General features: G+C 63.2%; 16 protein-coding genes and 2 pseudogenes. 9 read left to right on the plus strand and 9 right to left on the minus strand.

The genetic code is table 11. The features are described 5' to 3' along the window. Positions 1-48: 48 nt before the first annotated feature. Genes ACYQ3S_RS11210 through ACYQ3S_RS11220 form a run of 3 tightly spaced genes read right to left on the minus strand, consistent with a single transcriptional unit; the run spans position 49 to position 3,327 of the window. Positions 49-1,587, minus strand: coding sequence for a glycine betaine ABC transporter substrate-binding protein (locus ACYQ3S_RS11210; RefSeq protein WP_459689178.1), 1,539 nt, complete (start codon positions 1,585-1,587; stop codon positions 49-51). Beyond that, positions 1,584-2,210: an ABC transporter permease gene (locus ACYQ3S_RS11215; protein WP_459689179.1), complete on the minus strand. Its 627-nt coding sequence runs from the start codon at positions 2,208-2,210 to the stop codon at positions 1,584-1,586. The genes ACYQ3S_RS11210 and ACYQ3S_RS11215 overlap by 4 nt, the downstream gene beginning before the upstream one ends. Before the next feature lie 4 nt (positions 2,211-2,214). Then, on the minus strand, positions 2,215-3,327 hold the full coding sequence (locus ACYQ3S_RS11220; RefSeq protein WP_459689181.1) for a betaine/proline/choline family ABC transporter ATP-binding protein: 1,113 nt from the start codon (positions 3,325-3,327) through the stop codon (positions 2,215-2,217). Between the two features lie 280 nt (positions 3,328-3,607). On the opposite strand from ACYQ3S_RS11220, the pseudogene ACYQ3S_RS11225 reads away from it, so the two are divergent. Beyond that, a pseudogene (locus tag ACYQ3S_RS11225) lies at positions 3,608-3,805 on the plus strand (manganese catalase family protein); the annotation flags it as partial. Here the strand turns inward: ACYQ3S_RS11225 and ACYQ3S_RS11230 are convergent. Together ACYQ3S_RS11230 and ACYQ3S_RS11235 are read right to left on the minus strand one after the other, a co-directional pair. Further along, positions 3,803-5,302, minus strand: coding sequence for a recombinase family protein (locus tag ACYQ3S_RS11230; RefSeq protein ID WP_459689182.1), 1,500 nt, complete (start codon positions 5,300-5,302; stop codon positions 3,803-3,805). The pseudogene ACYQ3S_RS11225 and the gene ACYQ3S_RS11230 overlap by 3 nt on opposite strands. Then, a complete protein-coding gene (locus ACYQ3S_RS11235; RefSeq protein WP_459689183.1) occupies positions 5,299-5,493 on the minus strand; it encodes a hypothetical protein in 195 nt (64 codons plus the stop codon). The genes ACYQ3S_RS11230 and ACYQ3S_RS11235 overlap by 4 nt, the downstream gene beginning before the upstream one ends. 228 nt (positions 5,494-5,721) lie before the next feature. Here ACYQ3S_RS11235 and ACYQ3S_RS11240 point away from each other — a divergent pair, with 228 nt between their 5' ends. Next, positions 5,722-7,245 (plus strand): 4Fe-4S dicluster domain-containing protein, encoded by a 1,524-nt coding sequence (locus ACYQ3S_RS11240; RefSeq protein WP_459689185.1) that lies wholly within the window; start codon positions 5,722-5,724, stop codon positions 7,243-7,245. Positions 7,246-7,318: 73 nt separating this feature from the next. Here ACYQ3S_RS11240 and ACYQ3S_RS11245 read toward each other — a convergent pair whose 3' ends face one another. Both ACYQ3S_RS11245 and ACYQ3S_RS11250 read right to left on the minus strand, forming a co-directional pair. Then, the gene (locus tag ACYQ3S_RS11245) at positions 7,319-8,359 is read right to left on the minus strand and encodes an alcohol dehydrogenase (RefSeq protein ID WP_459689187.1); all 1,041 of its coding nucleotides are present in this window, start codon (positions 8,357-8,359) and stop codon (positions 7,319-7,321) included. Between the two features lie 28 nt (positions 8,360-8,387). Continuing rightward, entirely contained in the window at positions 8,388-8,774 is a 387-nt protein-coding gene (locus tag ACYQ3S_RS11250) for a (deoxy)nucleoside triphosphate pyrophosphohydrolase (protein ID WP_459689189.1), read from the minus strand. 98 nt (positions 8,775-8,872) lie between these two features. Here ACYQ3S_RS11250 and ACYQ3S_RS11255 point away from each other — a divergent pair. The 5 genes and pseudogenes from ACYQ3S_RS11255 to ACYQ3S_RS11275 form a co-directional block, all read left to right on the plus strand. Continuing rightward, positions 8,873-9,367: pseudogene (locus ACYQ3S_RS11255) on the plus strand (manganese catalase family protein); the annotation flags it as partial. A 146-nt stretch (positions 9,368-9,513) separates the two neighbouring features. Next, complete coding sequence (gene fabF / locus ACYQ3S_RS11260) at positions 9,514-10,749, plus strand: beta-ketoacyl-ACP synthase II (RefSeq protein WP_459689190.1); 1,236 nt, start codon at positions 9,514-9,516, stop codon at positions 10,747-10,749. A 12-nt stretch (positions 10,750-10,761) separates the two neighbouring features. Further along, on the plus strand, positions 10,762-12,396 hold the full coding sequence (locus ACYQ3S_RS11265) for a class I adenylate-forming enzyme family protein (RefSeq protein ID WP_459689191.1): 1,635 nt from the start codon (positions 10,762-10,764) through the stop codon (positions 12,394-12,396). A 93-nt stretch (positions 12,397-12,489) separates the two neighbouring features. Further along, complete coding sequence (locus ACYQ3S_RS11270) at positions 12,490-13,125, plus strand: GNAT family N-acetyltransferase (protein ID WP_459689193.1); 636 nt, start codon at positions 12,490-12,492, stop codon at positions 13,123-13,125. 180 nt (positions 13,126-13,305) lie between these two features. Further along, positions 13,306-14,922 carry a mannitol dehydrogenase family protein gene (locus ACYQ3S_RS11275; protein WP_459689194.1) on the plus strand — a complete coding sequence of 539 codons (1,617 nt, stop codon included), beginning with the start codon at positions 13,306-13,308 and terminating at the stop codon, positions 14,920-14,922. A gap of 59 nt (positions 14,923-14,981) precedes the next feature. On the opposite strand, the gene ACYQ3S_RS11280 is transcribed toward ACYQ3S_RS11275, so the two are convergent. Continuing rightward, positions 14,982-16,262, minus strand: a complete 1,281-nt coding sequence (locus tag ACYQ3S_RS11280; RefSeq protein ID WP_459689196.1) for a sensor histidine kinase — start codon at positions 16,260-16,262, stop codon at positions 14,982-14,984. A gap of 12 nt (positions 16,263-16,274) precedes the next feature. After that, entirely contained in the window at positions 16,275-16,982 is a 708-nt protein-coding gene (locus ACYQ3S_RS11285) for a LytR/AlgR family response regulator transcription factor (RefSeq protein WP_459689197.1), read from the minus strand. A gap of 214 nt (positions 16,983-17,196) precedes the next feature. On the opposite strand from ACYQ3S_RS11285, the gene ACYQ3S_RS11290 reads away from it, so the two are divergent. Beyond that, on the plus strand, positions 17,197-17,961 hold the full coding sequence (locus tag ACYQ3S_RS11290; RefSeq protein ID WP_459689198.1) for a TraX family protein: 765 nt from the start codon (positions 17,197-17,199) through the stop codon (positions 17,959-17,961). A 14-nt stretch (positions 17,962-17,975) separates the two neighbouring features. Further along, positions 17,976-18,719, plus strand: coding sequence for an ABC transporter ATP-binding protein (locus ACYQ3S_RS11295; protein ID WP_459689199.1), 744 nt, complete (start codon positions 17,976-17,978; stop codon positions 18,717-18,719). Positions 18,720-18,730 lie beyond the last annotated feature (11 nt).

Below are 18,730 nucleotides of genomic sequence, written 5' to 3' on the forward strand. Positions count from 1 at the left end.
AACACAGCAAAAAACGGTGCGGAATATGGTTCCGCACCGTTTTTGCGTTTATTTTTCCAGCAGTCCCTGTCCGACCAGGAATTCATGCGCCACCTCATCGACCGGCCGCCCCTCCACGTCCACCTCATAGGTCAGGCCGCTCATCAGTTCGTCGGTAAAGAGGCCGTTGAGCAGGCTGAGCGTGTCCTCCAGATCCGGCGCCTGCTCTCGGAAGCGCTCAAACACATCGTTCCGCGCCAGAATCGTGCCGTAATAGTCTGGGAAGAAATGGCGGTCGTCCTCCAGAATGGTCAGCCCCGCGCGCTTGTTCAGCCCGTCGGTCGCGTAAACCACCATGACGTCATACGCGCCCTGCTCGATCGCCTTGTATTTGAGCATAATATCGACGTGCCGCACCTCCTTGAAATCCAGGTCGTAGAAATTCACGAACGGCCCGAACTTCATGCTGCCGGCATCGGTGAAAAAGTCCTGCTCCGCGCCGAAGCGCAGCTCGCCCGCGACCGGCTGCAGGTCGCTGATGGCGGCCACGCCGTACCGGTCCACCACGTCCTGCGTCACGCCGATGGCATAGGTGTTGTTGACGCCGATCTTGCCCATCAGCCGCACATCATATTTATCCTGCAGGCGCTCGTTTACAAAATCGTAGAGCGTCTGCCCCTCCGGTATATCCGCGGTATCCAGGCTCATGATGGTCGTCAGGATGGTCCCGTCCCAGTTGTACATCAGGTCGCAGCTGTGTCCGTCCCCGACCAGCTCGTCAAAATTGTTCTTGGAGGTCATCTGATCCTTGATCGTCACGGTCAGATCATACCGGTCCTCGACCAATTGCTGAATCATGCTGTTAACGAGCTGCACCTCGGAAAATTCGCCCTGGTACAGCACCAGCCCGTCCGCGTCCTGCGGGATGAAATTCCATGCGCACAGCCCCAGCACGCAGACCGCCGCAGCCGCGGCCCCCAGCCGCCTGACCACCCGAAAGCGGTAAGCGGGCGCGGCCGCTGTGCGGCTGTTCATCCGGCGCTCCACAATGCCCATCAGGGTGTCGAGCACCAGCGCCATGAGCATGAGCACGCCCGTGCCGCCGAGGATTGCGTTCATATCATCCTGCCGGATGCCGGTGTTAATCACACCGCCCAGGCCGCCGCCCCCGACAAACGCGGCGAACACGGCCGTTCCCACCGCGTTGACTGCCGCGATGCGGATGCCGGTGAAAATGATGGGCGCCGCCATGGGCATCTCCACATGGGCCAGGCGGTACAGGCGCGTCATCCCCATCCCCTTTGCCGCTTCGACCAGGTAATCCGGCACCTGGTCCAGCCCCAGGCAGGTATTGCGCACAATGGGCAGCAGAGAATACAGCGCAAGCCCCGTGATGACGGTCGGCTTGCCCGCGCCCAGAAACACCATGATGATGCCGAGCAGGGCAAGCGCCGGCGTGGTCTGAATCAGGTCTACCACGCGCAGGATCACCCTGCGCGCAGAGGGATAAAAATAGCATATTACCCCCAGCGGCACGCCGGCCAGAATTGCGCACAGCAGGGACGCAACGACAATGGAGATATGGTCGAGTATCATCACCGCGCTCATACGCCGCCGCCCCCTTTCCGCATGCCTTTGGGTACGACCATGCGCTGCAGCGCGTCAATCAGCGAGCCGAGCAGGAACGCCAGCAGCGCGGCCGGTATGGCGCCCATCAGGATCAGGCCGTTGTCATTGGCGCTGATGCCGGTATAGATGAACTCGCCCAGCCCGCCCTGGCCGATCATCGCCGCCAGCACGGTCCAGCTCACGGTATAGATCGTGGACATGCGCAGGCCGCCGATGATGGTCGGCAGCGCCAGCGGTATCTCGATCTTGTACAGCCGCTGCAGCGGCGTCATGCCGCAGCCGCGGGCGGCCTCGATATACTGCGGGTCAACCGATACCAAACCCGCATATGTGTTTTTGAGGATCGGGAACATTGCGTAGATCGACAGGGCGATCAGCACGGTCGCGGGCTGCATGCCCAGCCAGATAAAGAGCAGGCCGACGAACACAATGCCCGGCACCGTGTTGAACACGCTCAATACCGGCAGCACCACGCCGGACAGGCGGGGCCGGCGGGACAGCAGGATACCGAACGCAACGCCCAGCACAAAGCTGAAAAACACGGAAACCGCGGTGAAACCCAAATGCGCCAGCAATGCGCGGGGAAGGTCGTGGTAGGTCATATGCTCACCCCCACAGCCGTTCCGCCATGGCGGACGCCATGCTGGTCTTGGTCACGATGCCGGCGACCGTTTTATCCGGCCGGAGCACGACCAGATACGGGCTGCCGCTTTCGATCAACTGGTCAAAGCAGGCCCGCGCGTTGTCCTCCGTCTGCACGACCGGCATGTTGCACCGGATCAGCGGAGCGATCGAATCCACCACATGTCCGGTCAGCCGGATATCCGTGATCGAAACCGTACCCAGGTATTTGCCCGCTTCGTCCACAACGAGCAGCGTGTCCACGTTGCGGCGCTGCATCCGGCTGATGCATTCGTTGACGCCGCGCCCCTGCTCGACCGTATAAACGCCGGTGCGCATAAACTCTTTCACCTTGAGGTCGGCGGCCGCGCTGTCCGGCATATGCTTGCCGAGAAAATCGTGGATCAGTCCGGTCGCGGGATGCGCAAGCATCTCCTCGGGCGTGGCCATCTGTTCGATACGGCCGTGGTTCATGAAAATAATCAGGTCGGCCAGGTCGAGCGCTTCCTCCATGTCGTGCGTGACGAACACGATGGTCTTGTTCAGCTTTTGCTGCAGGGATTTCATCTCCTGCTGCAAGCTGCGGCGCGTCATGGGGTCGAGCGCGCTGAACGGCTCGTCCATCAGCACGATCGGCGGCGACGCAGCCAGCGCGCGCAGGATGCCGATGCGCTGCTGCTGCCCGCCGGACATTTCAGACGGGTATTTGTGCGCGTACTGCTCATACGGCATATCGACCATGGCGAGCATGTCGCGCACGATCTGCTCGCATTGATCTTTCGGATACTTCAGCAGCTTGGGTACCACGCAGATATTCTGCGCCACCGTCATGTTCGGGAACAGGCCGATTTGCTGGATCACATAGCCGATGCGGCGGCGCAGCTCGACCTTGTCCTCCTGGGCGATATCCTTTCCATCCACAAAAATGCGTCCGCTGTCCGGCTGGATCAGCCGGTTGATCATTTTGAGCGTCGTTGTCTTGCCGCAGCCGGACGGGCCGATCAGGATGGCGAACCTGTTGTCCGGAATCTCGAAGCTCAAATCGAAAATTACCTGCTGGCTCCCATAAGACAGCGAAACATGTTCAAATTTAACCAAAGGTAACTCCTCTCCCTTCTCTGTTCCTGCCTCCGCTTCCATTTTACGGTAGGCCGCGCAGACGCGCGCAGCACCGCCCTTTCTCCGCACAGCGCCGCCCCCCTGCAGCGCCGCGCACCCCTCTTTGTATATTTTGCCTATAAAAATTATGACAGAAAACAGCACTTTTGTCAAATTAAGAAGTTGAAAAGATGCTCTCCCCTTTCCTGCGGCGCGCGGGAACGTCATGGTATGGCGCGTGTCTCGGCGACCCGTGGCCGTGGGAAGGAGAGGATAATTAATGTGGTCATATGATAAACGCTTACAGTTCCCGGTCAAGATCAAAAATCCCGACCCGCAGACCGCCAAGATCGTTATTACCCAGCTTGGCGGACCGGACGGCGAGCTGGGCGCCTCCATGCGCTACCTCAACCAGCGCTATGCCATGCCGTACAAGGAGTGCAAGGCTATCCTGACCGATATCGGTACAACGGGGTTATACCGACCCCTTTACGGCGAATATCCATTCCTGCGGTATGCCCTGCAGACGGAGCGCCGCCGTTCCGTCCGGCCGAATCTCCATCCCCTCCAGCAGGGCGCGGTAAAAGGCGTCGCCGCGGCCCGCCTCCCGCCGCAGGGCCGCGCGCAGCCGCTCCGCCGCCTCCTGCAAACCGGCGGCCGCCGCGGGCTGTGCCTGCAGGCGCGCGAGCCGCCCGTCATACTGCTCCGTCAGCCCGCGCAGCTCGGCCTGGGTGATCGCCCCCTCCAGAAATGCGTCCAGGGCGCGCAGCCTTTTCCGACGCAGCTTTTCGGCCTGCTCCCGCCGGCTTTCCGCGTCCTCCGCGCCGCCGGACTCCATCGCGGCTGTAACCGCCTCGGCCGCCGCCTGCACCGCCGTGTCCCAATCGAACACCAGGCTTTCCACCGCCTGCCGCAGCATGGACCACGCCGCCGCTTCAGGCAGGCCCCAGCCGATGCTGCACGCGCGCTTCCCGCCGTACACGGTCCGGCCGCACACCCATCGCCGGTACAGGCTCCCGTCTTTCCGGCGCTTTTGGCGCGGCACCAGCGCGCCGCCGCACTGCCCGCACCGCAGCCTGCCGGAAAACAGATGCCCCGCCCCCGCACCGGCGCCCGCGCCGCCGCGCCGCCGCCGCCGTTCCAGCTCCCGCTGCACGGTCTCCCACAGCGCCCGGCTGACGATCGCCTCATGGTGGTCCCGCAGGATGATCTTTTCCTCCTCCCCGTGGTTGTATTTCTTTGCATGGGAGAGGTAGTCCGGCGTGATACTCTTTTTCTGGATCAAGTCGCCCACATATTTTTCATTTCGGAGGATCTTGACGATATGGCTGCCCGACCACGACGCGCCGCCCCGACTGGTGCGGCAGCCTGCCGCCTCCAGGCCGCGCGCGATTTCGCCTGTGCTTTTTTTCTCCTCCCCGTACTGGCGGAAAATCCTCCGGACCACCGCCGCCCCTTCGGGTTCGACCGTAAGTACCCCGTCCCGCACGGTGTAGCCCAGCAGCGAGCGGCCGAACACCACGCCCTGCTCCATGCGGCGCGTCTGCCCCCACTTGACGCGCGCCGAGGTGCGGCGGCTCTCCTCCTGCGCGATCGAGCCCATGATGGACAGCCGCAGCTCGGCGTCCGCGTCCCGCGTGTCAATGCCGTCGCTCAGGAACAGTACGCCCACGCCGAGCTGCTTCAGCTCGCGCGTATACGCGACCGTATCCAGGATATTGCGCGAAAAGCGGCTGACCTCCTTGGTCAGAAGCAGGGAGAAACGGCCCGCGCGCGCGTCGGCCATCATGCGGTTGAACGCCGCGCGCCGCTTTGTCGAGGTGCCGGTCACGCCTTCGTCCGCATAGATTCGGTACAGCGCCCAGTCGGGCTGGCGGCTGATAAACGCCTCGAAATACCGCTGCTGGCTGGCAAAGGAGCCCGCCTGGTCCTCCTTGTCCGTGGACACGCGGCAATAGGCCGCGGCCCGTATCACGGCCGCGCCTCCCGCCCTGCCGCCAGGTCGTTCAAACGGCGCCGCAGCTCCCGTTCTGCCCGCGGGTATGCCGCCGCGTCCAACAGACCGCAGGCCTCGGCCTCCGCCAGCAGCGCCCGGCCGCAGGCCTCCCAAAAGCGCGGTCCGGCCGGCCGCGTACGTTCCCCTTTCATCACCGGCTGCCTGTACATTCCATCGCCTCCTCTATCAGGAGGATATGCGCCGCCTCCCCGCCGCTTTCCACTTCCCGCACAGCCGGACGTTGTTTGCGCCGCAGAAATTTGTTAAATTTTCTACAATTTCTTTCTTTACAACAATTGTGTTTTGCTGTATGCTTATGATGGTTGTAAAGCAGCCCGATTTTACTGTAAAAACAGGATTTATCATGTCATAACTATATTGAGGGGGACGAAGAAAGAATGAGAGGCGTAGAGACCCGTATCCAGGAGATCCGCCACAGGATTTTCCGCGAGGTGGCCCGTATGGCCTACCATACTGAATGGCAGGTGGACAAACGGATCGAAGAGCTTCCCTATGAGATTGTACCGGGCGAGGTCGGCAATTTCCGCAACGATATCTTTTTGGAGCGCGCCATTGTCGGCGAGCGGCTGCGCCTGGCCATGGGCCTGCCCTACCGCAGCGCGGCCGACCACTCTCCCATTTCGGACGGCATCGAGGCCGCCGACAAGCCCGAAACCTATTATACCCCGCCGCTGATCAACATCATCAAATTCGCCTGCCACGGCTGCAAGGAGAACCAGGTCGTTGTGACCGAGGGCTGCCAGGGCTGCCTGGCGCATCCGTGCGTCGAGGTCTGCCCCAAGGACGCCGTTTCGCTCGCCCGCTATAACGGGCGTTCGGTGATCGACCAGGAAAAGTGCATCAAGTGCGGCCGCTGCGTGGAGGTCTGCTCCTACAACGCGATCATCCATCAGAAGCGCCCCTGCGCCGCCGCCTGCGGCATGGACGCCATCCGCACCAACCAGAACGGCAAGGCGGATATCGATTACGACAAGTGTGTTTCCTGCGGCATGTGCCTGGTCAACTGCCCGTTCGGCGCGATCGCGGATAAGTCCCAGATCTTCCAGGTCATCCGCGCGATCCAGTCGGGCGAGCGCGTTTACGCCGCCGTCGCGCCCGCGTTCGTCGGCCAGTTCGGCCCCAAGGTCACGCCCGGCCGCCTGCGCGCCGCGATGAAGCAGCTCGGCTTTGCGGACGTTTTCGAGGTTGCGATCGGCGCGGACCTGTGCGCCGCGCAGGAGGCCGACGACTTCCTGGAAGAGGTGCCGGAAAAGCTGCCGTTCATGGCGACCTCCTGCTGCCCTGCCTGGTCGACCATGGCGAAAAAGCTGTACCCCGATTATGCCAACTGCATCTCCATGGCGCTCACGCCCATGACGCTGACCGCACGCCTGATCAAGCACCAGCACAAAAACGCCAAGGTCGTATTCATCGGGCCGTGCGCGGCGAAAAAGCTCGAAGCCATGCGCACCGACGTGCGCAGCGAAGTGGATTTCGTGCTCACCTTTGAGGAAATGGCCGGTATTTTTGACGCCAAGCACGTTGAGCTGACCATGGTGCCGGAGGACCCGAACGGCGTCAACGACGCTTCGACCGACGGGCGCAACTTCGCCGTCTCCGGCGGCGTGGCGCAGGCGGTCGTCAACGTCATCAAGGAGAAGTACCCTGACCGCGAGGTCAAGGTCGCCAACGCAGAGGGCCTGCGCGAATGCCGCCACCTGCTCGCCGCCGCCAAGGCCGGCAAGTACAACGGCTACCTGCTGGAAGGCATGGCCTGCCCGGGCGGCTGCGTCGCAGGCGCGGGTACCATGCAGCCGATCCGCAAGTCCGCCGCCGCGGTCGGTATGTACGCCAAGCAGGCCGAACACAAGACTGCAAGCGGCACGGAATACGTCAAGGAACTTGACAAGCTCGTTGACTGACCGGCTGCGCATATATATCCGGAAAAGCAAAGAAAGGCCGCCCAAAAGGGCGGCCTTTCTGCCATTCCCGCGCTTATCCCTCGGTCGTGACCGCGACCTTGACCACATTGTCGCGCCGGTGCTCGAACAGGTCATAGGCCGCGTCGATCTCGCGCAGCGGGAAAATATGCGTAATCAGGGGCGTTGTGTCCAGTCGGCCCGCCGCGATCAGGCGCAGGATTTCCGCGCAGTCGCAGCCATCCACGCCGCCGGTCTTGAAGGTCAGGTTTTTGCCGTACATATCGGGCAGCGGCAGCGTCTGCGGCGCGTCGTACAGCGCAACCACAGTCACCACCGCGTTGGGGCGCGCGCATTCCCAGGCAAGCCGGAAGCTGTCCGCGGTTCCCGCCACCTCGAGCACCGCGTCCGCGCCGCCATGGCGGCTGTGCCGCCGGACAAAATCCGGCGCCTGCTCCGGCGTTACGGTCAGCACCTCCGGATACCGCTCCTCCACAAAACGGCGGCGCACCGGATCCGGCTCGCAGACGATCACCCTGCCCGGGCCGTGCAGCCGCGCGCAGAGCAGCGTGCAGATGCCCGTCGGGCCGGCGCCCAGGATCAGCACGGTATCTTCGGGCTTGATCTCCGCGATGCGCGCCGCCCAAAAGCCGGTCGCCAGCACATCCCCCACAAACAGCGCCTCACGGTCGGAAACGCCGTCCGGAATCACATTCAGCCCCTGGTCGGCATACGGCACGCGGACGTATTCCGCCTGTCCCCCATCGATACGGCAGCCAAGCGCCCAGCCGCCGTTCGGGTCGGTGCAGTTGTTGACATAGCCGTGCTCGCAGAAAAAGCACCGGCCGCAGAACGTTTCGACATTGACCGTCACCCGATCGCCGGGTCTGACCGCCGTGACCGCCGCGCCCACCTGCTCGACCACGCCGACCATTTCATGCCCGACAGTCACGCCCGGCACCGCGCGCGGCACGGAGCCGTGCTTGATATGCAGGTCGCTCGTGCAGATGCTCGCCAGCGTCACGCGCACAACCGCGTCGTGCGGGTCCTGAACGACCGGCACGGGCTTGTTTCTGAGCGCGAATTTCCCGCGCTCCACATAGGTATATGCCAGCATAAACGCCGTCCTCCTTGCGTACTGGTTTTTACTCGGCCGCCCCGCGCAGGCGGGCGAGGATCGCCTCGTCCGCAGGGCAGAATTCATATTCCGGTATTTCCGCCGGTGTGATCCAGCGCAGCGCCTCATGCTCCAGAAGCTGCGGCTCCCCCGCGGTGATGCGGGCGTTGAGCAGCGTCAGGTGGATGGACATATCCGGATACACATGCGTGACCTCCATAAACGGCGCGCCCGGCGCAACGGTGATCGCAAGTTCCTCACTGCACTCACGGATCAGCGCTTCGGACCGGCTCTCGCCCGGCTCGACCTTGCCGCCCACAAATTCCCAGAGCGAGCCGCGCGCCTTATGCGCCGGCCGCTTGCAGATCATAAACCGGTCTCCGTCCCAAATCAGGGCGGCTACGACTTCCTTCATCCGTTCATCCGCTCTTTTCTCTGTGTTTGATGCACTTATTATAGCGCCGCGGGGCGCGGGCTGTCAAATCCAGCGGGCGTCATTTCGACCCCGCCGCAGGTACAGAGGAACTGGCGCACATGGAGATGATCTCCGCTATTGTGTACCAGCTCACCCGCAACCTGACGCCCGAACAGATCAAAGAGGGCGGCTTCGATACCTATTTTGTCGACCACACGACCGGTATCTATCCGCAATTCGCCTCCGGCACGCCGTGGAGCGCCATGACGTTCCAGTCCAAGGGCGACCCGATTACCGACCTGTTCGAGGATATGGCAGCGGAACAGAAGGCCCGCACGACCTATGACAACCTGCTGCGCCTGATCGACAATCCGGATGTCCGCGAGCCGCTCAAATTCCTCCGCGAACGGGAGATCGTACACTTCCAGCGTTTCGGCGACGCCCTGCGCGTCGTGCAGGAGAATCTGGACGCGAAGAACTACTATGCCTTCAACCCCGCAATCGATATCCGCCCGCCGGAAAGGACCTGGGCGCCCAAGCTGCCCGACCTTTCCGCAGGCGCCGCGGCGCCTGCCGAACCGAAAAAAGCCTGAGTTTTCCTTTCCCAGCCTCCCCGCTGCAGCGGGGAGGCTTTTGTTATTGAACACATTACAAGGTGAAAATACTTTTATTTTTTTGCTTAATCTGGTATACTATACATGTATTTCTATCAACTGAATATAGAAATTGAGGAATGAGTATGAAAGAAAAAACACTGGTAATCACCGGCATGGGCGCAGTAACGCCCATCGGCATCGGGGTCGCCGCCTACTGGGAGGCTCTCAAGGCCGGCCGCTGCGGTGTAGGCCCGATCACCCGCTTCGACGCATCCGGCCTGCCCGTGCAGATCGCGGCCGAGCTGAAGGGCTTCGACCCCGGCGACCACATGCCCAAGGCGCTCGCGCGCACAATGGACCCCTTCATGCAGTTCGCTTTCGCGGCCGCGCAGGAGGCGCTCGGGAACAGCGGGCTTTCGGTTTCGGGCGAGCCCGACCGCATCGGCATCGTGATGGGTACGGCGATGGACGGCGTGACCACGGTCGCGCAGACACAGTCCGCGTTCGACGCGGGCCACCGCGTCGGCCCCCGCTTCGTGCCTATGACCATCGGCAACATCGCCGCCGCGCAGATCGCCATCGCGCATGGCATCCGCGGGCCGAGCCTGACGCTCAACACCGCCTGCTCCGCGGGCGGCGACGCGATCATGACCGCCGCCATGCTGCTGCGCACCGGCGAGGCGGACGCGGTGCTCGCGGTCGGCGGGGAAAGCATCCTGTGTCCGATTGTGGTGTCCGGCCTGTCGCAGGCCAAAGCGCTGTCCCGCCGCAACGACGACCCTGCGCATGCCTGCCGCCCGTTCGACCTCGGCCGCGACGGGTTCGTCATCGGCGAGGGCGGCGGCGCGCTCATCATCGAAACCGAGGAGCACGCCCTGGCGCGCGGCGCCGATATTTACGCCGTGCTGGCCGGCTGGGCCAACACCTCGGACGCGCATCACGTCACCGCGCCCTGTCCGGACGGCGCAGGCGCCGCGGCCTGTATGAAGCGGGCGCTCGAACGCGCCGGCCTGCCGCCCGCAGCCATCGGCTACATCAACGCGCACGGCACCTCCACCCCGCTGGGGGACAAGGCGGAAACGCTGGCGGTCAAGGCCGTGTTCGGCGGGCGTGAGACCGCGCCCCCCATGTCCTCGACCAAATCCGCCACCGGACACCTGATGGGCGCAGGCGGCCTGACCGAGGCGATCGCCTGCATCCTGGCCATCCGCGACGGTATCCTGCCGCCCACCCTGCACCTTGAAAATCCAGATCCGGAATGCGACCTTGATTATGTTCCCAACCAGGCCCGCCGGGCGAATATCGACTCAGCCATGAGCAACTCCCTCGGCTTCGGCGGGCAGAACTCCAGCATCGTCCTTTCCCGATACCAGAAATGAGGCCCCTTTGAAATGAAGAATGAATATACCTATGATGTGTCCATGTTTCGGGACACCTTTGAGACTCGGTTCACCTATTTGAACGGTTTTTTACGCAACGTATCCCGTTTCGGCATGCGGCCGGCGCTGCACGATCCGCTCTCCGGCCGCCGCTGGACCTACCGCGAGCTGAATGCCGCGGCCAACCACCTGGCGCACGCGCTGCGCGCGGACGGGGTGGGGAAAAATGACGTGGTGATGTTCGCCCTGCTCAATTCCCCTGAATTCGTGTTCTGCTATCTGGCGGCGCATAAGATCGGCGCTATCGCCAGTCCGGTCAACTACCGCCAGGGCGCGGGCGAGCTCGCGCTCGTGATCGACGACAGCCGCCCCAAGGCGTTCCTGTACGACGCGGCCTTCGGCGAACTGTCCGGCGGCGCGCTTGCCCTGTGCGAGCACAAGCCGCAAACCGTTGTGATGGTCGATTCCCGCGGCGGCGCGCAGGCGCCCGACGGTCATGTCCGCTATCCGGATTATGTGTCCGGCCAGCCGGAGGCCGACCCGCCGGTCGATTTCGCCCCCCATATCTACGACGAAACCACCCGCCTGTATACCTCGGGTACGACCAACCGGCCCAAGGGCGTGCCGATCAACAACGTCAACGAGGTGCTTTCCGCGCATGATGTGATGATGCACTTCCCGCTGGGTCCGACCGACCGCACAATGAATATGACCCCCTGGTTCCACCGCGGCGGCATCCATTCGGGCGGCCCCTGCCCAACCCTGTACGCGGGGGGCGAGGTCGTCATCCTGCGCGACTTCGCGCCCAAGCGCTGCCTGGAATACGCGGAAAAATACCGCATTTCTTTCCTGATCGGCGTACCGACCATCATCGCCATGCTCGCGCGCACCCAGGAGCGCACGCCCGCCGACCTGTCCGCGCTGCGCGGCATCGTGACCATGGGCGCGCCGTTTGAAAAGGCCGCATGCGAAAAATACATGCGGCTTCTGACCCCCAACATCTTCAACGGCTACGGCACCACCGAAACGTTCTGGAACACCTTCCTGCGTCCGTTCGACCTGCCCGCCCGGGCCGGCTCGGCCGGCCGCTCCTGCACGGACGACGAGGTGCGTCTGGTCGCCCTCCGCGCGGACGGCGCGCACGCGGAGCCGGAGGATACCGTCCCGCGCGACGGGGAGACGCCGGGCGAGATCATCATTTCCTCCCCCGCGAAAAGCGCGTTCTGCTATTTCAACAATCCGGAAATGACCGCCCGAAAATTCTATAAGGGCTGGCTCTACACCGGCGACGTGGGTACCTGGGACGAGGACGAATTCGTCACCGTCGCCGGCCGCAAGGACGACATGATCGTGTCCGCGGGCGAGAATATCTATCCGGCGCAGATTGAAGCCGTGCTCAACGGCCACCCCAAGGTCGCGGAAAGCGCGGTCATCGGTGTGCCGGACGCGCTGCGCGGCGAGGTCGTGGCGGCATACGTCGTCCCGTCGGACGGCAGCCTGACCACAGAGGAGCTCAAAGCGTACTGCACGCAAAGCCCCATGCTGTCCTCCTATAAATGGCCGCGCGTCTACCATATCGTCAACGAGCTGCCGCACACCGCAACCGGCAAGCTGATGCATTACAAGCTGCGCGAGGCGCTGGGCTGACCGGCTGGGGGAACCGCGCAGCGGGCTGCGGGACGCCAGCCGTCCCGCAGCCCCTTTTTATCCGCCGGCAACAAACCGAAAGGAGATGGTCACATGATGGTGATACGCAAGGAAACGGCAGGCGACTATGCCGCCGTGGAAGCGCTCACACGCCGCGCTTTCTACAACATTTATATCCCGGGCTGCGTGGAGCATTACCTGGTCCGCTGCATGCGCGGGCATGCGGATTTCCTGCCGGAGCTGGATTTCGTGCTCGAGCTGGACGGGCAGGTCATCGGCAATATTATGTATACAAAAGCCAAGCTGGTCGGCGCGTCGGGCAGGGAAAAGGATATCCTGACGTTCGGCCCGCTCAGCATCGCGCCGGAGCACCAGCGGAAAGGCTATGGGACGCGGCTGATGGAACATTCGTTCGCGCGCGCGGCCGCCCTTGGGTATGATGGGATCGTTATTTTCGGCAGTCCCGCCAATTATGTGGGCCGCGGCTTTCAAAGCTGCAGGCGGTTCCAGATCGCCACGGAGGACGGGCGCTTCCCCGCGGCGATGCTGGTCAAGGAGCTTGTTCCCCAGGCGCTCGGCAGGGAGCGCTGGGTATATCACGGCAGCCCCGCTATGGCGGTCGATGAAGAGGCGGCGGCGCGGTATGACGACAGCCTGGAGCCCATGGAAAAGCGCCGCCTGCCCAGCCAGGAGGAATTTTATATCATGAGCCGCTCTTTCCTGGCATAAGGCCGGGCGGGGCGGCCCCGCCCTTTTAGGGAAAGCGCAGCGCGGCGGCCGGAATGGAAAAATCCGGCCGCTGCGCTTAAAAAAACATTGTTTCACCTGCGTTTTTGGTATACTATATACATATGAGTATCCACCGGCAACCGCATTCCCATTCCTATGAACACCAAAGGATGTGAACCCATGAAACTTTCTCTTGAAAACCTTTCGCAAAACCTTTCCTGGAAAGGCTACCGCCTGCCGCAGTATGATATCCAGGCTGCCCGCGATTACACCAAGGCCCATCCGGTCTGGCTGCATTTCGGCGCCGGCAACCTGTTCCGCGCTTTTCCCGCTGTGCTCGCGCAGCGCCTGCTGACCGCCCGCCTGTCCCAAGCCGGCGTGATCTGCTGCGAGGGCTATGACGAAGAACTGATTGACCGCTGCTACCGGAGCTGCGACCATCTCTCGATCGTCGCGACCGTGTATCCCAACGGCACGGTCAACAAGGAGGTTGTCGCCTCGGTCACGGAAAGCCTGAAGATGAGCGAGGATGAGGACCGCCTGCGCCAGATCTTCACCAGCCCCGACCTGCAGATGGTGTCGTTCACCATCACGGAAAAAGGCTACGTCCTGCGTGACGACCAGCGTCATTTCCTGCCCGCGATCGAGCAGGATATCCGGCAAGGCCCGCAGGCCGCTTGCACGTTTGCCGGCCGCATCACGGCGCTGTGCCTTGCGCGCGCCCGCGCCGGTCTTGCGCCGGTCGCGCTGGTTTCGCTCGACAACTGCCAGAACAACAGCCACCTGCTCCGCCGCATGACGACCGACCTCGCCGGCGGCTGGCTCGAACACGGACACATCACGCAGGAGGACTTTGACTATATCACCAAAAAGCTGACCTACCCGCTCTCCATGATCGACAAGATCACCCCGCATCCGGACGAGCGCGTCTGCGCCATGCTGCAGGCGGACGGGCTGAGCGGCATGGAGATCTTCACGACCGCCAAAAATACGGTCGCCGCGGCCTATGTCAATTCCGAGCGTCCGCAGCACCTGCTGATCGAAAACGATTTCCCGAACGGCCATCCCGCGTTCGAGCAGCTCGGCGTCATCCTGACCAGCCGCTCGATCGTGGAAAAGTCGGCCCGCATGAAGGCCTGCACCTGCATGAACCCGATGGACACCGCGCTGGGCCTGTTCGGCTGCCTGCTCGGCTACACCCGTATCTGCGACGAAATGCAGGACCCCGACCTGGTGAACCTGATTACCCGCATGTCCGAACGCGAGGCCATGCCACTCGTCACCGACCCCGGCGTGATCGATCCGTTCGCGTTCCTGCACGAGGTACTCGGCGAGCGGTATCCCAACCCGTTCCTGCAGGATACGCCCCAGCGCATCGCGACCGACACCAGCCGCAAGCTCGCCATCCGCTTCGGGGAAACGCTCAAGGCCTACTATAACTCGCCCGTACCCATGCATCGGGCAACCCACCTGACCTATATCCCGCTCGTGCTGGCCTGCTGGCTGCGCTATCTGGTCGGCGTGGACGACGAGGGCCAGCCGTTCCAGCTCAGTCCGGACGCGCGGATCGAAAACGTCCACAAGCTGCTCGGCGAGGCCCGCCTGGGCGACCAGGTGACCGAAGAGCGCCTGTACCCGCTGCTTTCCAGCACCATGTACTTCGGCATCAATCTGTTCGAGGTCGGCGTGGGCGAAAAGGTCGTCGAACTGTTCAACGAGCTGAACCGCGGCCCGCACGCGGTTCGCGAGACCCTGCACAAATACTGCGGCGAAAAAGAGCTGGAGCCCGCCTGGTAAAAACACAAAAGCATCGGATGAAAAATCATCCGATGCTTTTTTCTATGCCGCGCCGCCGGCTATTCGGTCCGGTTTTCCGCAAGGGGCAGACAGGCCACCAGCTCAAACTTCCCATCCCGTGCCGCCGCCTCGAGCGTGCCGCCGTAACGCGCGGCGATCTCGCGCATGCCGCGCAGGCCGAAGCCGTGCGCACGCTGGTCCGCCTTGGTGGTGCCGAACAGCCCGTCCGGCTTTTCCGTGCGCTTGCCCGCGTAAGCGTTGACCACGCGCAGCATCAGCAGCCCCTTGTCCGCGCGGGCGCGCACAGTGATGCGCTTGTCCGCCGCGTCCTTCGCCGCCTCCACCGCGTTGTCCAGCGCGTTGCCGAACAGCGCGCACAGGTCAGGGTCGGCGACCGGCAGTTTTTCCGGCAGGGAGACGCGGATATCCGCCTCCAGTCCCGCCTCGCGGATGTCGCGCGCCTTGGCGGATAATACGATATTGACCGTATCGTTTTCCGTAAAGCGTCCGGCGCCGGAGGGGCCGGACGCAGCCTGCAGGCTGCGCACATACTCGGCCGCGCGGCCGGCCTCCCCCTGCTCAAGCAGGCCGGAAAGCGCGGTCAGGTGGTTGCGCATATCGTGCCGCAGGCGGCGCACCTGCTCCTGCTCGCGCCGGATGCCCTGGTAGTACAGCTCGCGCATATCTGCGAGCTGATGCTCCTGCTCAAGCGCCTGGTGCTGTGAAAGCAGCACGACCGCGAGCAGCAGTGCGATCGAGGAGACGAATACGAATGGCAGCAGTGTGTAGAACGCAGCATCGAGCACCCCGTCCACGATCTCCTCCGTGTAGGCGCGGACGTTCCACAGGGAGAACGCCAGCTCGCTGAGCAGCGGCGAGAGCGCCAGCAGCCCCAACAGCGCCCACAGCCGGCCGGAGAGCGCGATCCGCCGCCCGTCCCGCAGCACCCGACGCACGAGCAGCCACACCGCCGCCCACATGGCGAATTTCCACGCCAGCGCGCCCCAGTAGCCCGCAGAACCGGGCAGCACCGCGCGCGTGTCCACGATCATGCTCCACGCGATGATCCACTCGAAAAAGATCATGCCCATCACCAACCGCGCGGCCAGACTGCCGCCGTAGCCGATGAGAAAAGCGGCGATCAGGAACGGGAAGTAGTAGAGCGGGTTGCCGTCCCCCATCCACGTCGGCATGCCGAGCGCCGCGCCCAGCACCAGATACGGCGCAATCCAGCGCACCCGCCCCTTGGGCGCGGCCAGAAAGCGCAGCGCCGTGCGCGCAGGCAGGACGCCGCCCAGCAGTACGGTCGCCAGCCACGCAAAAAAGTCCCATGCCGTCATCCGCGCGCCCCCTTAGTCCAGCATGGCGCGCGCGATGGCCGCGAGCGCCGTGGACTGGCAGGACCGGCTGACCGGCAGCTTCTCTTCCCCGATCACGACCGTGCCGCCCTCCACGCGGTCAACCGCGCCCGCGCGCACCAGATACCGCTGGTGGATGCGCACGAACGCCGCCCCCACGGACTCGGCCACGTCGTCCAGCCGCGCGTAAAACGTCAGGCTGCGCGTGTCGGTCACGCAGGTGACCTGCCGCCGGTCGGAGTAGAAATAGCGGATGGACTTTTTCGGGATGCGGAACAGGCCGTCCGTATTGCGGCACAGGAACACCTTGTCCGCCTCGTTAAACTGCGCCGCGAGCGCGCGGGTGAGCACATCGCCGATCTGCTCGGGCTGGGGCGGCTTCATCACATAGCCGAGCGCGCCGACCGCGTATCCGTCGAACACAAAATCCGTGTAGCCGGTGACGAATACGAGCTGCAGGGTGTCGCTCCGCTCCCGCAGGGCCTTGGCGGCTTCCATGCCGTTCATGCCGCCCATTTCGATATCCAGGAACACGAGGTCGATCTCACCCGTGTGCTTTTCCATCCAGCCGAGCAGCCCCTCGCCTGAGGAAAATTCATAGATCTGGCACTCGACCGCGCGCTTGTCCAGCAGGCGCTCAAGCATAGCGCGCAAGCCGAGCCGCGCCTCCGCTGAATCGTCGCAGATGCCGATGCGAAGCATGGGCTTCCCCCCTTTGTTTACTGTTTACCAGAACAAATTATACCACAAGGCTTTCCTTTCGCCAAACCAAACTTTACAGCAGACGCGCGGTTTATGACATCCCACGCCGCCCACCTGCCAAATGTTACATCAGCCCTGCCATTTTTGGCAGGGCTGTTTGTTTTTGCCCGCCCGCCGCGGTATGCTGGAGACAAGAAAAAGGAGGGCATCCGCCATGACTGCAAAGCTGACTTTATCCCGCATCCGCACCGTGCTGACCACGCCGCCCACGTTTGAAGCGGGCGCGCCCAGGCTCAGGACCAATCTGGATACAAATTTCCTCAAGCTCATCGCCATTTTCGCCATGCTGATCGACCACATCGGCGGCGCGTTCTTCCCCGAGGCGGGCTGGTTCCGCTGGGTGGGGCGCATCGCGTTCCCGGTCTTCTGCTACTGCATGACGGTCGGCCTGCTCTACACGCGGGATATCAAAAAATACCTGTTCCGGCTCGGCCTGTTCGCGGTGATCTCCCAGCCGTTCTATGTGCTGGCCTTCCACCCGCATGACTTTGCCGCCCAGTTCACCAACTGGAACATCTTCTGCACGCTGTTCCTGTCCCTGCTCGCCATGTACGGACTCAAGGAGCGCAAATGGTGGCTGTTTCTCGCGGCGCTCTTCGTGGTCTCCTGGTGGAACTTCGACTATTCCGGCATGGGCATCCAGTACATGCTGATCTTTTACCTGTGCCGCAATCATCCAGCCGTGGGCGCAGCGCTGTACTGCGCGCAGTTTATCACCTGCCTCGGCGTAACGCCGGGCGATCCGCTGAGCCTTACGGTCGGCGGCCTCTGCATCGACTGGTCGTTCTTCGCCGTGTTTGCCGCGCCGCTCCTCTTCCTCCCCACGCGCCTTGACCTCAAAATCCCCAAGTGGGTGTTCTATGCGTTCTATCCCGCGCATCTGGCGGCCATCGCTGTAATACAATTCGTTATTTTCTGAAAGGAGTATCCACCATGTTATCTGTTCAAGACCTCCACAAATCCTATCAGGTCGGAAAAACGACCTATGAGGTGCTCAAAGGCGTATCCCTTACCGTAAATGAGGGGGAATTCGTCGCCGTCATGGGACCAAGCGGCTCAGGCAAGACCACGCTGCTCAACTGCATCTCCTGTTACATCCCCGCGGACAGCGGCAGCATCACCCTGCGCGGGGAGGAGCTGGCCCGTCTGGACGAGGACGCGCTCGCCAATGTGCGCAACCGCAAGCTGGGCTTTGTGTTCCAGGACTTCCTGCTGCTCGACGGGCTGACCGTGCGCGAAAACATCCTGCTGCCCCGCATCATCGCCGGCCAGGCCGGGCGCGGTATGGAGAACGAAGCGGACAGCCTGTGCGACGTATTCGGCATCACCGCCATCAAAAATAAATACCCTGCCGAGATCTCGGGCGGCGAAAAGCAGCGCACCGCGGTCGCCCGCGCACTCATCAACCACCCGCTGCTCATTTTGGCCGACGAGCCGACCGGCAACCTGGATTCCAAGTCCTCCCGCGCGGTCATCGACAGCTTTACACAGGCGCGGCAGGCGCTCGGCGCGACCATCTTCATGGTCACGCACGATTCGTTCGCGGCCTCGTTCTGCGACCGCGTGGTCATCCTGCGCGACGGCGTGGTATGGCGCGTGCTCGCCCGCGCGGATAAGGCGCGCGGCACGTTTCAGGACGAGCTGCTGGACGCCATCCGCGAAATGTCAGCGGAGTAGTATAGGGGGGA

The organism is Agathobaculum sp. TL06 (genome assembly GCF_054658635.1).